At 38.1% G+C, this 15858-nt stretch carries 17 protein-coding genes; 3 read left to right on the forward strand and 14 right to left on the reverse strand.

All coding sequences use genetic code 11. The features are described 5' to 3' along the window. The first annotated feature begins 3 nt into the window (after positions 1 to 3). Positions 4 to 1749 carry an aspartate--tRNA ligase gene (aspS, locus tag ACTJKC_RS09400; protein WP_440791363.1) on the forward strand — a complete coding sequence of 582 codons (1746 nt, stop codon included), beginning with the start codon at positions 4 to 6 and terminating at the stop codon, positions 1747 to 1749. Between the two features lie 156 nt (positions 1750 to 1905). Here aspS and ACTJKC_RS09405 read toward each other — a convergent pair whose 3' ends face one another. The 7 genes from ACTJKC_RS09405 to ACTJKC_RS09435 all read right to left on the reverse strand — a co-directional run bounded on the left by ACTJKC_RS09405 (position 1906) and on the right by ACTJKC_RS09435 (position 6984). Continuing rightward, complete coding sequence (locus ACTJKC_RS09405; RefSeq protein WP_344851597.1) at positions 1906 to 2343, reverse strand: hypothetical protein; 438 nt, start codon at positions 2341 to 2343, stop codon at positions 1906 to 1908. Beyond that, the gene (locus ACTJKC_RS09410) at positions 2330 to 2707 is read right to left on the reverse strand and encodes a phage holin family protein (RefSeq protein ID WP_440791365.1); all 378 of its coding nucleotides are present in this window, start codon (positions 2705 to 2707) and stop codon (positions 2330 to 2332) included. The genes ACTJKC_RS09405 and ACTJKC_RS09410 overlap by 14 nt, the downstream gene beginning before the upstream one ends. Before the next feature lie 54 nt (positions 2708 to 2761). Further along, complete coding sequence (locus ACTJKC_RS09415) at positions 2762 to 3028, reverse strand: YtxH domain-containing protein (protein ID WP_025142262.1); 267 nt, start codon at positions 3026 to 3028, stop codon at positions 2762 to 2764. A gap of 74 nt (positions 3029 to 3102) precedes the next feature. Next, positions 3103 to 4152 (reverse strand): AI-2E family transporter, encoded by a 1050-nt coding sequence (locus ACTJKC_RS09420; protein WP_344851599.1) that lies wholly within the window; start codon positions 4150 to 4152, stop codon positions 3103 to 3105. A gap of 52 nt (positions 4153 to 4204) precedes the next feature. Then, positions 4205 to 5623: a sigma-54-dependent transcriptional regulator gene (locus ACTJKC_RS09425; RefSeq protein WP_440791368.1), complete on the reverse strand. Its 1419-nt coding sequence runs from the start codon at positions 5621 to 5623 to the stop codon at positions 4205 to 4207. Positions 5624 to 5781: 158 nt separating this feature from the next. Beyond that, the gene (locus ACTJKC_RS09430) at positions 5782 to 6561 is read right to left on the reverse strand and encodes an enoyl-CoA hydratase/isomerase family protein (protein ID WP_440791370.1); all 780 of its coding nucleotides are present in this window, start codon (positions 6559 to 6561) and stop codon (positions 5782 to 5784) included. Positions 6562 to 6564: 3 nt separating this feature from the next. Continuing rightward, the gene (locus ACTJKC_RS09435) at positions 6565 to 6984 is read right to left on the reverse strand and encodes a cobalamin B12-binding domain-containing protein (protein WP_344851602.1); all 420 of its coding nucleotides are present in this window, start codon (positions 6982 to 6984) and stop codon (positions 6565 to 6567) included. Positions 6985 to 7132: 148 nt separating this feature from the next. On the opposite strand from ACTJKC_RS09435, the gene ACTJKC_RS09440 reads away from it, so the two are divergent. Continuing rightward, on the forward strand, positions 7133 to 7519 hold the full coding sequence (locus ACTJKC_RS09440; protein WP_440791372.1) for an SRPBCC family protein: 387 nt from the start codon (positions 7133 to 7135) through the stop codon (positions 7517 to 7519). 920 nt (positions 7520 to 8439) lie between these two features. Here the strand turns inward: ACTJKC_RS09440 and ACTJKC_RS09445 are convergent. The 6 genes from ACTJKC_RS09445 to ACTJKC_RS09470 form a co-directional block, all read right to left on the reverse strand. Continuing rightward, entirely contained in the window at positions 8440 to 8769 is a 330-nt protein-coding gene (locus ACTJKC_RS09445; protein ID WP_440791374.1) for a hypothetical protein, read from the reverse strand. Positions 8770 to 9038: 269 nt separating this feature from the next. Continuing rightward, positions 9039 to 10103: a type I restriction endonuclease gene (locus ACTJKC_RS09450; RefSeq protein WP_440791376.1), complete on the reverse strand. Its 1065-nt coding sequence runs from the start codon at positions 10101 to 10103 to the stop codon at positions 9039 to 9041. A gap of 11 nt (positions 10104 to 10114) precedes the next feature. Beyond that, on the reverse strand, positions 10115 to 10519 hold the full coding sequence (locus ACTJKC_RS09455) for a YegP family protein (protein WP_440791377.1): 405 nt from the start codon (positions 10517 to 10519) through the stop codon (positions 10115 to 10117). 345 nt (positions 10520 to 10864) lie between these two features. Next, positions 10865 to 11530, reverse strand: a complete 666-nt coding sequence (locus tag ACTJKC_RS09460; protein ID WP_344851642.1) for a response regulator — start codon at positions 11528 to 11530, stop codon at positions 10865 to 10867. An 11-nt stretch (positions 11531 to 11541) separates the two neighbouring features. After that, entirely contained in the window at positions 11542 to 13185 is a 1644-nt protein-coding gene (locus tag ACTJKC_RS09465; protein ID WP_440791379.1) for an ATP-binding protein, read from the reverse strand. A 150-nt stretch (positions 13186 to 13335) separates the two neighbouring features. Continuing rightward, entirely contained in the window at positions 13336 to 13533 is a 198-nt protein-coding gene (locus ACTJKC_RS09470) for a hypothetical protein (protein WP_440791381.1), read from the reverse strand. A gap of 366 nt (positions 13534 to 13899) precedes the next feature. Between ACTJKC_RS09470 and ACTJKC_RS09475 the strand changes: the two genes are divergently transcribed. Further along, positions 13900 to 14937 (forward strand): hypothetical protein, encoded by a 1038-nt coding sequence (locus tag ACTJKC_RS09475; RefSeq protein WP_440791383.1) that lies wholly within the window; start codon positions 13900 to 13902, stop codon positions 14935 to 14937. A gap of 45 nt (positions 14938 to 14982) precedes the next feature. On the opposite strand, the gene ACTJKC_RS09480 is transcribed toward ACTJKC_RS09475, so the two are convergent. Further along, positions 14983 to 15534 carry a hypothetical protein gene (locus ACTJKC_RS09480; RefSeq protein ID WP_440791385.1) on the reverse strand — a complete coding sequence of 184 codons (552 nt, stop codon included), beginning with the start codon at positions 15532 to 15534 and terminating at the stop codon, positions 14983 to 14985. Between the last annotated feature and the right edge of the window lie 324 nt (positions 15535 to 15858).

Raw genomic sequence — 15858 nt, forward strand, 5'->3', positions numbered from 1 at the left:
TATATGTTAAGAACAGTAACTTGTGGTGCATTAAACCTAAATAGCCTAGGCGAAAGTGTTACGTTATGTGGTTGGGTACAAAAATCAAGAGATTTGGGCGGTATGACTTTTATCGATATCCGCGATCGTTATGGTATTACCCAGTTGGTTTTTAACATGGACGACAATAAAGCGCTTTGTGAAACTGCACGTTCTTTAGGCCGTGAGTTTGTAATTAAAGCGATTGGTACGGTTGTAGAAAGAAGCAACAAAAACCCAAAAATGTCAACAGGTGATGTTGAAATTAAAGTTTCTGCTCTGGAGATTTTAAATGCTGCAAAATTACCTCCTTTCATGATCGATGATGAAACAGACGGTGGTGATGAGTTGCGTATGAAATACCGCTATCTGGATTTACGCCGTAACCCGGTTCGTAATAACTTGGTTTTGCGTCATAAAATGGCACAATCGGTTCGCCGTTATTTAGATGCATTAGATTTTATTGAGGTAGAAACACCTGTATTGATCAAATCAACACCGGAGGGAGCCAGGGATTTTGTGGTGCCTAGCCGCATGAACGAAGGTGAGTTTTATGCTTTGCCTCAATCGCCGCAAACCTTTAAACAATTGTTAATGGTTTCGGGTTTCGACCGTTATTTCCAGATTGTAAAATGTTTCAGGGATGAAGATTTAAGGGCCGATCGTCAGCCCGAATTTACACAGATCGACTGCGAAATGTCGTTTATTGAGCAGGAAGATATTTTAAATACTTTTGAAGGTTTAATCCGTACTTTATTTAAAGAAGTGCGTAATTACGATTTACCGGAGGTTCCGCGTATGCAATATGCCGATGCGATGCGTTTATACGGTTCTGATAAACCCGATACCCGCTTTGCAATGAAGTTTGTAGAGCTCAACGATCTGGTAAAAGGAAAAGGTTTCCCTGTTTTCGATAATGCTGAACTGGTTGTGGGTATTAACGCTAAAGGCGCTGCAAGCTATACACGTAAGCAATTAGATGAACTGACTGATTTTATTAAACGTCCGCAAATTGGTGCTACCGGCCTGATTTATGCCCGTCATAACGAAGATGGAACCATTAAATCATCAGTAGATAAGTTCTTTAACGAAGAAGACCTGAAACAATGGAGTGAGGCTTTCGCAACAGAAAAAGGCGATTTATTGCTGATTTTAGCAGGTTCTACTGATAAAGTGCGTAAACAACTAAACGAGCTTCGTTTAGAAATGGGTAACCGTTTGGGTTTACGCGATAAAAATACTTTTTCTGCCCTGTGGGTACTTGATTTCCCGCTTTTAGAATGGGATGAAGAAACAGAACGTTACCATGCCATGCACCACCCGTTTACTTCGCCTAAGCCTGAAGATATTGCCTTGCTGGATACTAAACCTGGTGAAGTAAGGGCCAATGCTTACGATATGGTTATTAACGGAACCGAAGTTGGCGGCGGATCTATCCGTATCCACGACCGTGCATTACAGGCTTTAATGTTTAAACATTTAGGTTTCAGTGCAGAAGAAGCACAGAAACAATTTGGTTTCTTAATGGATGCTTTCGAATTTGGCGCACCTCCACACGGCGGTATTGCTTTTGGTTTCGATCGTTTAACTTCAATTTTCGCAGGTTTAGATTCAATCCGTGATGTAATTGCATTCCCTAAAAATAACTCAGGCAGGGATGTAATGATTGATAGTCCGAGTACTATTGATGAGAAGCAATTGAAAGAATTAAAAATTAAGACGGATTTGTAGATTTATTAGTTTACCAGCCATTGGCCATTAGTTTATTGGTTCGGGAGCATAAAGCAATTCCACAAAAAAAGCCTCAGAATTAAATTCTGAGGCTTTTTTTTAAGATCATTTAGGCACCATGCTCATTAACGAACTAATGACTAATGAACCATTAAACTAGTAAGTTTCACTATCAGGCGGGATGCCATAATCAATAAACTTCTTGTCCTTTTTTTCTTTCTTTTTGCCAAACCAGCCTTTAACCGAGTTAAAAATGGCCGACAAATGTTCAGCGTCCAGCGATTTGCCTACTTTGCCCGAAATTAAACCAACGGCTGCCTTTGTTAAAAAGCCTGCACCTCTGAATATCGTTTTATTCATTACCATGGGTAAAAGTAACGACATGGCAGTGCCGCTGATGTTTAACTTTTCGTCGGCTTTAAATAGGTTATTCGGCGTGGCGTACCTTTTAATCAGAGCACCTAACGTAAACTGTTTAAGAAACGTTTTGGTATCCGTTTTAAGCATATTCTGCTTAAGTGTGTACTCAACCTTAAGTTCTAATTTTCTAGCCTGCAGGTCGTTCAGGTTGCGGATGTCTTTATAGCTTCTCATCTTCCTCCTTATCTGCAAGTTTATCGAAGTATTTTCTAATGGCTATATTGATAATTGCTTTTTCGATGTATTTATCCTTGGTTAAATAAACAATGATGGCCAATAAAATATAGAACAAGGAAACACAGCCAAAACCACCCGCATAACTGCCCAAAAGATCGGATACGTACAGCGCCAGGGTTACAGAGCCAAATAAAAAGGCTAATATAAAGCAAACAATAACGGCAGTACTGGTTACCAGATCGGCAAAAATTTTCGATGCTTTTTCTACGATATAAAGTCTGGTGTACTCTACCCGGGCCTCTAAAAAGCCTTTAGCATCGTCTACAAGATCTTCTATACTTTTATCTTTATTCTCCTGCATAATTCAGATGAGATTTAACCGGGCAAAATACCCGGCTATGCAATATTTTATTTATTAAGCGTGCTCTACGTCGTCGCTGTATTCTTCTTCTACACTTCTCAATTTGGTTTTGATAGAGCTCACCACTTTATCTTTCAAGCTCGCCAGGTTGTTAATTTCATCAGCAGCTTTATCTTTGATAGAGTCGCCCAGATCTTTTAACGATTGACTTAATTTATCACGTGTTTCATCACCTTTATCTGGTGCGAACAAAATTCCTAGGGCTGCACCGGCAGCTAATCCAGCTAAAAGCGCAACTACAACTTTTGAGTTATCATTCATAATTAATTTATTTTAAGGGTTTAACAATTATTTACAATATAAAACTACTACATTATTTTATTGTTAAGCTATATTTATAACTCACTATGCTCATTATTTGTTTTAATTCTTTCCAATCTTTCTGATGCAAGCGTACTGGTTTCGTAAATTTTAATGAGCAAAATAAAATAAGACAATAGCAAGGGGCCAAAAACAAGGCCTAATATTCCGAATAAAGGAATACCAATAATTACGCCAATTACTGTAATTATGGGATGAATGTTGCCAACTTTTTTTGCAATGATGAAACGCAGCACGTTATCGATGTTAATAATTACTACAAAACCAAAAATAAGCATGGCCCAGCCGGCAAAATTATTTCCATTGGCAATTTGCAAAATGGCAGCGGGCACAAAAACAACAGGAGGGCCCAAAACCGGGACAAATGAAATAAATGTGGTGATAACGCCCCAGAAAACAGGGTCTTTATACCCCAAAACATAAAATGAAAGGCTTACTAACGATCCTTGTACCAAACAGATTAATCCCTGTCCTAATACATTGGCATAAGTGGTATTCCGCATTTCATCACCAAACCGGAGCGCATTCTGTTCTCTGAAAGGAGCATATTTTATTAATGAAAATTCGAATTTTTTCCGTTCAATCAGCATAAAATAGAGTAAAAAGTACATCACCAGCAAACTCAGTATAATATTTACTGCACTCGAAATAAGCGAGGGAAAAAGCTGTGTGGCCCAGTTGCCTAAGCGGTTCATACCGTCCTGAATCAGTTCCTGGTTAATTTTTATTGGTATAAGATGCTGTAATTTAACCAAAAGGTTTTTAAAAAAGATTTCGTTGCTGCGTAGCTCTGAAATTTTACTGATTACCATGCTGCTTAGCGCATAAAAAGGCAATACAATTAAAATAATGCTGATGGTGATGAGTAAAATAGCCACAAACCTTTTATTCCATCCTTTATTTTCTGCGAGGTGAATGTAGGCGGGCCGCATCATGGTGTACAAAACCAGGGTGCTCAGGATGGCGCTAAAAATACTCTGTAAAGAATAAGCAATTAAAATTCCAAGCGCAATAATGATAACAAGGTTAATGTTGTTACGCTGTTTATAAGAAAATACTGACATAATTTAGGACGCTTGGATTATTCTTTAAAATACCAAATGAGCCTGTTTTGTTTTATCGATTTTCAATTTCTTCTTCATTGAGATTAATCACCTTTATTTTATTATACAGTGTCTTTCTGTCGATCTGAAGTATTTTGGCCGCCTTGGTTTTATTAAAGTTAACTTCTTTTAAAACATTTAAAATGGCAGTATATTCTGCTTCTTTAGTTAGTTTCTTCAAATCCTGGGCGGTATTGCCTGATTTTTTTAAGGCGGTAAGTCTTTTTTCGCGCTGCTGACTTTTAGCAGAACTGACCTTTTCGAATTCCAGCGGCAAAGCACTCATTTCGATCTGGTGTCCGTTAGTTAGTAAAGCCACGCGCCTGATAACATTTTTAAGTTCGCGAACATTACCGGGCCAGTTGTAGGTTAAAAAGCAATTTTTAACTTCTTTAGAAAAAGAAACAATGTTTTTATTAAGCTCTTCGTTTGCTTCTGCCAGAAAACAATCTGCAAAAACAAGTATGTCTTCACTTCTGTCTTTTAAAGATGGAACGTTGATGGAAAATTCGTTAAAGCGGTGGTATAAATCCTCTCTGAATGTTCCTTTTTGAATACAGTTTTCGAGATTTTCATTTGTGGCAATAATAATCCTCACATCGAGGTCTATTTCTTTTGTACTGCCTATGCGTTTAATTTTTCGTTCCTGCACGGCCCTTAGTAAGATAGCCTGGGTTTCGTACGATAGGTTGGCTACCTCATCAAGAAACAAGGTTCCGCCGTTGGCCTGTTCAAAATGCCCTACTTTAGTAGATAATGCACCTGTAAACGAGCCTTTTTCATGCCCGAAAAACTCACTTGCAGCCAGTTCTTTGCTTAAAGAACCACAGTCCATGGCCACAAAGGGTTCATTTTTGCGTAAGCTGTTCAGGTGAATGGTTTTGGCTACACATTCTTTTCCTGTGCCACTTTTTCCGTGCAAAATAATGCTGTAATTGGTTGGTGCAACCAGATTAATCTGCTCTAAAAGCTTTAATGAAGGTTTGCTTTTACCTTCAACATATTTAGGAAAATTAAGTATTTCTGCCTTATTTTCGTTTTTATTGCTGCTGTGTTTTTTTAATGCTTTTTTAGTCTCCAGCGATTTGTTTACGGTATTTAAGATCTCATCGGGGTAGAGCGGCTTAACGATGTAATCATAAGCGCCCATTTTAATCAGCTCTACAGCAAGCCTGATGTCTGAGTAACCTGTAATAATAATAACACCGGTGGCAGGATAATTTTCCTTTACGTGTTTTAAAATTTCTCTGCCATCTGTATCGTCAAGGCGATAGTCGCATAAAATCAGGTCGAACTTTTCATTTTCCAGCATCTCTATTGCTGAAGTACCTGTTGTGGTATTTGAAACCTCAAAGCCGTTTTTAGTTAGATACCTGGATAATAATAGCCCTACATTTATTTCATCGTCGATTATAAGTATTTTATTTTTCATTAATAGGATTTTTTATTGATTAAAGAACCCCAAATAATTAAGTAGGATGAGTCAAAAATATTTAGATTATATCACACATAATTACTCAAAAATTATGACAGTGGGAAATATTTTCTACACTTTTGATTTTTGCGAATAGATTTAATACTACACGGTTGTTAATGTCCTGTAAAACTGGCTTTTCTTTTTTCTAAAAATGCAGTAACCCCTTCTTTAAAATCAGCAGTTTCAAAGCATTTGCCGAAAGATTCTATTTCTGTTGTATAGCCATTATCATCATTTAAAGAAGCAATTACCGATTTTATGGCAGCAGAAATGGCTAAAGGCGCGCGTTGTTTAACCACATTGAGGATTTCTTCTGCCTTGCCGGTTAAACCTGCTTGCGGAACAACATGGTTTACCAGGCCAATTTTTCCCGCTTCTTCGGCAGTAATCATATTAGCAGTTGCAATAAGTTCAATCGCTTTGCCTTTTCCAACCAGCTGTGTAAGTCGCTGGGTACCTCCATAACCTGGTATTAGTCCCAAAGTAACTTCAGGAAGCCCTAATTTGGCGTTTTCGGATGCAATACGGATGTGACAGGCCATCGCAAGTTCCAGTCCGCCGCCTAGTGCAAATCCATTAATTGCAGCAATAAATAATTTTGGCGAATTTTCGATGGCATTAAATACTTCATCTTGTCCGCGTTTGGCCAGTTCTTCTCCCTGTTTGCCACTGTAATCTGCAAACTCCTTAATATCAGCGCCTGCAACGAAAGCTTTTTCTCCCGCCCCGGTTAAAATAACGCCCCTCACTTCATCGGTTTTGCCTGCATAAGCAATTACTTCGGCGAGTTCGGCTAAAGTATCCTTATTTAATGCGTTAAGCGATTTTTCGCGGTTTATGGTAATGTATAAAATGTTTTCTTTTACTTCTGTAATTAAATTCTGGTATGCCATAGCTTAAAAATTTCTGTTTTCAGTAACCCAATTTTGAATATATTCTACAATACTTGCCATTGTTGTGCCTGGCGGAAATAGTTCTCCAACGCCGAGGCTGGCAAGTTTTAACCGGTCAGCCTCCGGGATAATTCCTCCACCGGTTAATAACACATCATCCATCTGTTTTTCTTTCATAAAATGGATAATTTTTGGAAAAACGGTCATATGCGCACCAGAAAGTATCGAAATCCCGATGGCATCAACATCCTCCTGGAGTGCCGTATTTACCACCATTTCTGGTGTTTGGCGGAGGCCCGTATAAATTACTTCCATGCCGGCATCGCGTAAAGAAGTGGCGATTACCTTGGCGCCCCTGTCGTGACCATCCAGGCCAACTTTAGCCACCAGAACGCGTATAGGCCGGTTTAATATTTTGCTCATAAATGAATATTAAGTTGATGTAAATGTATTGATTTTATTAACGAATAGAGAAACAGGCCGTATAGATTATGGCTGATGCTTCATAGCCATTGCCTGTAAGAGCAAACCGGCACATCTATTCAGAAATATCGATCTTCATATACAATCAATGCAGCATTTGGGAGAGCAGGCCATAAAAGGAAAGATAAGCGGGTTAATCAACTTAGATGAATCGGTTACCTGGAGGGCCAAACATTTTGGCATTTATTTCGAAATGACCAATAAAATTACAACCCTGGAATATCCAAACTCATTCATTGACGAAATGATTAGGGGGCCATTTAAAAAACTTCACCATCAACACTTATTTAAAACCATAAATACCCAAACCGAAATGACCGATATCTTTGAGTTTAAAGCACCTTTGGATATTTTAGGATGGATGGCTGAAAATCTTTTCTTAACCCGGTATATGAAGCAATTACTGGTAGAAAGGAATGAAGTAATAAAGCGTGAGGCAGAGGGCGGAAGCATAAAGACCAAACCAAAAGACTAAAAATCAGTTTTTACCATATAAGACATTTAAGGACAATATAAGCTTATCTGTTCTTATATTCCTTATATGGTAAAACCTCTCACAGCTTAAATGTTTTAAGATAGCTATAGTGGTGAATTATACCCGAATGCTTTTTCAACCATGTAAGACATTTAAGTTCCATATAAGCTCACATGCCATCATATTACTTATATAGTAAAACCTCTTATACACAATGTGCAATTGTTCAACAGCTTAAATCTTCTAAGGTAACTAAGGTGGTATATCATACCGCGCAATCTTTATTTTTATAACCACCTGAGTCACCAAAGATCACCTGCGTTTTACAAAATTAAACGATAACCTGATAAACTAAAATCAATGCATTTTTTTCACCATGTAAGATATTTTAAGGACCATATAAACTTACATGATCTTATATTTCTTATATGGTAAAACCTCTTACAGCTTAAATGTTTAAGATAGCTATAGTGGTATATTATACCCGAATCCTTTTTCAACCATGTAAGACATTTAAGTTCCATATAAGCTCACATGCCATTATCTTACTTATATGGTAAAACACTTGTACGATTGGCTAATGCCATTTACAGCTTAGATGTTCTAAGGCGACTAAGGTGGTAAATTAAACCACGCTATCTTAATTTTTTATAACCATAATCCCAGCTTTACGGTTTTCCGTAAACGCGAAAAACTATTCTTATGTTGCTGAAAATGTAAACACGCTACAAATCAAAGAATTAGATAAAACTTAGATCATAACGCACAATAAAAGAAGTAGCGCTATATTTTCTCAACAGATTTCTCCACTGCGGTCGAAATGACGATCTTGTTAAACCTGTCGTTTAAGATTGCCCACCTGCAGCAGACAGGCTTTGTCGGCTGAAAAAGCCTCCTCAGCAATGACGAATCATCGCAAATTATTCCTTCGGCTTAATATAATCTTCTGATTTTTCCTTCTTCCACCAGTTGTTATCAAGGCGCTTAATTGATAAAAATGTTCGGGTGATGCCTGGTTTCATAGTGGCAGTATCGAGATGCCTGGGCCAAACGTGGATAATGGTATCACGGCCAATGCGCACCCACCAGAATGTTTTTCCATATCGTTTAGTAGTATAAACTTCGCTGATGGTTCCGTTAATTACTTTATTGTTAAAACCGGGTTCCATTAACTGGTAGGTTAAAATTTTCTGCGCCCGCGCAGTTTTTAACATTACGGTGAATACGAGCAATATAAATAGGTATTTCATATCGCTAAGGTATTCAGGCTAAAAACGGATTTCTTACGGCTAACCTTAGGGGTGGGAAAAAAGAATGAATGAATGAATGAGAGAGGGATGGAGTGATTGAATGAATGAGAGAGGGATGGAGTGATTGAATGAATGGGAAAGGGATGGAGTGATTGAATGATGGATTAGGTCTCCTGGGTTTGTGCTTAAAAAATGAGAGGCTGCCCTGTCTGCTCCCAATACAGGCCATGAAGCAACCCCTACATTTTTCGTGAGAGATGAGCGTTTAATTAATAATTCGCTATGGTTTGATGCAGCCGATCTCTATAATCGTAAAGTTCATCGAGGTTAAACAACTGTTTTTTCTCTCCTGCGTCTTTTCCATTATGAAAAGTTTCAAGGTATTTATTGGCAGTATTAAAATGGAACCTGCAAATCGGTTTACGGTTATTGTCATCCAGTAATACACCAAAATAAGATTGCGTATCGCGTGCGGCAATACGTGCCGAAGGAATTTTTTCGCGCAATATTGCCTTCACAATCTGGAAAGCTTCCAGCTCTTCTTCGGTGGTTACAATTTTCGAAGCTTCAGGATCTTCGGTCACGGAAATTACTTTCTCCTCATCTTTTATCTCTATTTTCTCATTGATATTCAGCGCTGATTTTAAACGGTCGCTGATGGATTCGTTGATGGAAATGGTCAAAGCTTTTTTGGCGTATTCTTTAAAAGCAATCATCCGGTTGGCAGTGAGGGGCTTATCAAAAAAGCGGTTCACCAATAACTTTACGATTTCGTCTGAAGGGTTGTCGATTTCCTTCTCAAATTCCTTTCTAATGGCTTTGATGTATTTTAAACCTTCGGCCGAATCGAGAATGGTTTCTAGATTATATTCGTTTTTGGTAAAACTTTCGAGGATTTTAATGGCATTATCTTTCAGGTCTTCGATATCAATGGTGAGGAAAGGTTTCTCGTCCATAATATTCGGTTTTTCAAGGTCTGCATAGAAATTGTACACTGTACCATTGGTTAATACGCCAAACCTTGCTTTTGAAACATGGTAATAGCGGTGCAACTGCGAATTATGGGCATCGGCACTTTCTTTCCAGTGTTTGCATTCGAAAATAAGGATGGGCTGGTCGTTTTTACGGATCACATAATCTACTTTTTCTCCTTTTTTGGTGCCGATATCGCAGATGTGTTCGGGGATTACCTCCGTTGGATTAAAAATATCATAGCCTAGAATCTGGATAAAAGGCATTACAAACGCATTTTTGGTGGCCTCTTCGGTATTGATCTGATCTTTTAACCCGACCACGCGCTGATGAAGCTGCTCTAATTTTAATTTAAGGTCCATAACTTTTTGCATTAAATGGTTTGATCCGTAACTGATGCATCAGGTGCATTTTCTTTAACCGATTCTATTCCGTTTTCGCATCCATCGGTAGTGGAATACATTTGACTTGTACCGATAATTTCGCCGTTTCCGGCTTTTAAATTGAAATAGTGCGAACCGTTTTTAGCAGTTTTTCTGTCGTACCTGGTATCGGTTGGCGCATTATTTTTTACAGATTCGATGCCTTTAATGCATGATGCTTTTGTAGTATAACCCTCGCTGGCGAGGATAGCCCTGCCGTTTGATGCCTCAAGATTAAACTGAAATTGGCCATTGGTTCTTTTGGTAATGATAAATTTCCCCATAGTTGTTTTTGTTTGTTCAAAAGTATGAGGGGAATGTGGTGGATCCTTACGGGAAACCGTATATTGGTTCATTTGTCAATATTTTATTGGTCATTAATGCATAGCCGTTTTCCTCATTGCGAGGCCGGAATGAAGGAGCCGAAGCAATCTTTTTCGATAGGTTGATAGCTTGGCGATTATCCATACTAAGCACTAAACGTTAGCTTTTTTTAACCACAGAGAAATGTCACAGCGCACACTGAGATTGTTAAAATTAACAAAATCCAATAGACTGGTCGTCCTCTCGACCGGAGCAACGCGAAGTGGAGAGATCTATAATAGATTTCTCGACTGCGCTGAGCTACGCTCGAAATGACGTAACTTGAGGGGATTTTTAAGCATAGATCAATTAACTACGGACTAAAGACTTAGGACTAATCAAATAATCCCTACATCCTTGCAATAAGCAATCAGTTGTTCATTTTTGGAGAAACCCAGTACTTCCTTCATCAAATTCAGACGCTTTTCTACGCTGCTAAGTCCAGATGGTTTAATGTTATTTTCCTGTAAATAATAGGGAATGTTTTTTTGGGGGGTTCCATCAACCAGTTGAGAAATGATGGCAATATCGAGATCGGTAAAATCGTGCGAGTTATTTTCTTTTCTGGCCTGCTTTAAATCAGGCGAAAGGTATTTTTTATGATTGTGGATGGCATTGATAGCCAGTTTGAGGTATTGGCCATCGTGACGGGCTTTTCGAACATAACCATCAATATTCATCTCTTTAAACAGCATATCGATAACAGCCGTTTTACTTTCTCCGGAAAATACCAGTGTTTTTAAATCAGGCTGCACTTCTTTTGCAGCTTTGATGAGTTCGGCACCTCCAGCTATTTTTTGCCGGTTATGGTCTTCCTCAAAGTAGAGGTCGGTAATTAACAGATCGTAAGGGCGCTCTGCTTTAATGGCGTTTTTTATCCAGGTAAGTGCATCGTCGCAATAATAAACATATTCGGGTTTTTCTGTCCCCAGATCGGCTAATGTTTTCTGTAGCGAAATATTCTGTGTTTCTTGATCTTCGGCAATAAGTATTCTTTTAAACATATTTAATACAATTAGGAAACCGGAAAAGAGATTTGGATTTTAAGCCCCTTTTCAACTTTGGTATCAAAGGTAATTGTACCGCCAATTGCATCAATACGGGTTCCCGTATTTGTGAGTCCGTTATTAGGCTCCACCTTACCCGCAATGCCGATGCCGTTATCGGTATATTGGATATTTATTTTTTGCTGTACCTGCTCAAACTTGATCACCACATCACTTGCCCTGCTGTGCTTACCCATATTTACCATTAGCTCCTGAAGGATATGTTCTATTTCATCTCTGGTCTGCCCGGGTACTTTTTCCCATAACGGGGCTGAATTTCCGACAAGTATCACCCTGATATTTTCGGAAGCGAAGGATTTTAACAGCCCGGATATTTTTTCGTTAAAGGGCTGGTTTTTCGATTTTGGTTTTTCATAGGAGAGATCACGCGATTGCTCATAAAGTTCCTCGATCTCATTAACAATAGGATTATCTTTTAAGCTTTCCTGATTATCGAGTTTATTCATGATCCTGTACAGTCCGTTTGCTACCACATCGTGTACTTTTTGCGAGGTTTTAAGTTTGTTTTCGCGGATGGTATTCTGAGCTTCGAGTTCTAATCTTTGTTTTCTTTTTTTATACCACAGCGTACCGGCAATTGCTAGCAATAATATACCGATGCTGAGGATGATGATCTGATACCTTTTGCCTTCGTTGTCTTTTTGCAGCACAAGGTTATCTGCCTTGCTTTTCTCCGTATCGTAACGGATCAGTGCAAATTGGTTTTTAGCAGCACTGCGGGCGGTTTGCAAACTGTCATCAATTTTTTGGTATTTTTGAAAATACTGTTTAGTTGCCGCAGCCGGACTAAGTTTAATTAATTTTTGGAGTGCTTCCAGCCGATCGTCAGGGCTATTAAGTCTTGTTGCAATTAAATACATCTTTTGTGCGTAATTAAATGCTGAATCAGGTTTTTTCTTTTCGTAATAATCAGCAAGATGTGCATAGCTGGCATTTTGCCCCCATTCATCCTTTTCTGAATAGCGCATCTGCAATGCCTTTGATAAATCTGCAATTGGATTATAATTTGGATTTTGAAGCCATTTAGCTTTAGCCGCGTTAGAAAGTACTCTTGCGTATTCTTTCTTGTCGCGGATTTTTCTCAAAACTTCATTGTAAATATCGATTGCGTTTGAATAGGCACCACTTTTTTGATAAGCTAATGCTTTATTATTAAGAAACCGTAATCTATACGCCTCGTTTCGGCAAAACCTTAGTGCCAGATTGTAGTAATTTATGGCATCGGTATATTTCTTGAAATAGGTACTATTTAATCCTAACTCATTATAATTAGAAGCAATACAAGCAAGATCTGTTTCTTTTTGTTCATTTAAGAACCTTAATGATAATGTCAGGCTCTCCTGTCCTCCAAAATAATCTCCGGCATCTGATTGGATCACTGCCATATAGTTATAAGACATAGCCACCAGCAAGCTATCCTGAGCAGTTGTAGTTACTTTGTTGAAATAATAAAATGCAGAGTCGTTATTTTTAAAATAAAATGATTCAGCCTTCTCAAAATTTTGGTTTTTAACAATTGCCTGGGTACTGCTTTTTTTCTTACAAGCAAATACAGTCAAAACAAAAAATAAGAGAATGTATGTTTTTTTCAAGATTGAGAGTGATTATTTATTCAAATATAAAAAAAGAGGATAGTTTTTGCTAGATATTCCTGAATAGTTTAATAAACAAAAAAGTAAGGCAACATTTGCTGCCTTACTTGTAGTTATTGAGATAGTTTCTGATCTCAGATTAATTAACAGTTATGGATTTTTTGGTGGAACATGTGAGCCCTCACCACCTGTATCATCACCACCTGGGTCGTTGCCTGGGTCATTACCCGGATCACCAGGTGTGTTACTGTTGGTACTTACGGTAGTACCTCCGTGGGTACAGTTGCTACTTGTATTCGATGGGCTTACCAAGCCTAATAATATGGCAATAAACATTGGAAAAAACATGATTCAAAAATTTTAGAATGTGAAATACTTGGAGAGTTTCCGCGACCGCTCGCGGACCTTTCTCCGGTTTGTAAATCAGAAGGCCTTCTGCAATTTTTGGGAAGTGGTGAGTGTCTGTCGCGGGAGCTAATAACTGCTTCCCAAACCGGCTAATAACGACCGCGATTTCTACTCTTTTATTAATCAGTTTTTTATTTTAGCTTTGATAATGAATCGCCGCCTGTGCTGATCAACGATACAAATATGGGGGCTTCAAATCGCTAGTTATCAAAAGATTCCGTTCGTTCCTGTCATTCCGTTAGAATTCCGGTTAACCGTAAAAATTCCGGAAATTCCGCCCTATTTTTACGCTAAATTTTTAATAAAATGTTTGAGGATTATAAAAAAGCAATACTTGATTTTTACAGAATTAAGAAGGAAAATCATCTTCTTACTGAGAATTTGGAGTTTCTTGGGCGAGAAAAATTAAAGAAAGAATGTATTAAGGTATTTAAACTAAAAAATACTCAAAAAGATAAAGATTTTATCCAATCAGTTTTTGATCCAGAAAAAGAATATGAGGATCAGATAAGAAGTATTGAAAAGTTTGACTTAGATAAGTTTCGACCCTTAATAAGTTTTTTGACGATAGAAGGAAGGAATATCAGGGATGAGAAACTTGTTAAGCTTTTTGCCTGGTTATTGGATTTTCCACCCTTTAGTGAATGGAGAGAGCTTAGTGAGGAAGAACAAAAACTTATTCTTTTAGAAGCAAATAAAGTACCTGCTCCAACCCCTCACAAACCCAAACCAATTCCTCCTAGACCTGATGTGCCCGAAGAACTGATTCAATTACCCCGATTCTCTACACGCTATATTATTGCTACCTGTATCCTCCTACTTTTTATTGGCACCACTTCTTTTGTGGCCTGGGAGAATAGTGCTACAGTAATTAGAAATCCTACCACAGATGAGAAATGCATGTATTGGGATGATGATCATTACGAGCCGGTTAACTGTAATGCACAAATAAATGGTGTGACCATAATTCCATTAGATCTAAAAAAATTACAGCATCAAAGAAAAATTAATTTACCCGATACTTTAACCACCTATTCATTAGGTAAAGTATGGTATAAAGGATTTGTAAAAGACCATGAGTTTTTTACCGACAGCGGTGCCTATCCTCAGGATATACAAAGGGTATTAAAACCACTTACTAACACGATTTTAACTAAATACACTTCCAATTACAGGTACATGCTCACCCGTTTAGTATGGTTTTTATGTGCAGCTCTTTTTGTAAGCCTTTGCGGCATCGGGGCGAGTAAGACTAAAAAGAAGATAAAAATTAGCAATCAGAATGAAACAAGCAACAGTCGTATTGAGGATTTTAGTAAAACAAATAGCCCAATAATAACATAATTACTATTGGGCTATAAAGGTGTATTTTAATGATTATGACGGGTTTTATTGTCCCCAGTTTACCTGGATATTGTGTTTTTGGGCATAAACTTTGCCTTTTTCCATTAATGCGTTAAAATGTTGTTCGAAACGTGCACCGTATTTCTCATCAATACTTTTAATAATCTCATCTTTAGCTGTTTGGCTGCCTTTACTGTCGCACAATTTAGCGTAGGCCAGGTATTCGTTTTTATAAACAGGGATAACGAGTTCGTATAATTGCTGGGAAAGGGCCTTAATTTCTTTCTCTTCTTCACCAGAGGCTGAAAGCTTTTTCACTTTATCGAGCGATTGTTCGAGGTATAATATTTTGTTATTGAGGCTAACCGCGGCTTCGTCACCTTTCTTTTTACTGGATGGAATATCGGGATATTCTTTGGTTTCATCGTTAATATGCCGGGCCAGATCTGCGCTGGCAAAATCGTTGATCATGTTGGTGTTCAGGATGGCGATGTCGAAGAAACGTTCAGGGGTTTCGGAGCAGGCGGAGAAAAAAAGTGTTGTGATAATTAAAATTGAGAATCTTGATTTTTGGGATAGTGCTTGTAATTTGTTCATGATCTAAATGGGTTTTCCTTATTAAATTTAAGCTTCGGTAGGAGCAAAGATTGAGCCGTTTTTTGAGCTTGGGGCGGGGTGTTTGGCGTTGGTTTACAAAAGATGTTTTTACCATCAAGAGGTTAAGAATATTAAGATAACCATCTAGCCTGGTTTTCTCTGTGACCAGAAGCTGCAAAATTGGGGTAAATGATAAGGGTTTAGCTTGGGGCGCAAGGCAATTTAACTGATCAATCTGTCAGGCAATCATGATTCACCAATAAACCAAACTTAATCATCATGAGAGTGGATTAATCGATTAGTCAATCTGGAGGCAGAATTTAC

The sequence above is a fragment of the Pedobacter sp. 22226 genome (genome assembly GCF_052045455.1).
Taxonomy (GTDB): Bacteria; Bacteroidota; Bacteroidia; order Sphingobacteriales; family Sphingobacteriaceae; genus Pedobacter; species Pedobacter jeongneungensis.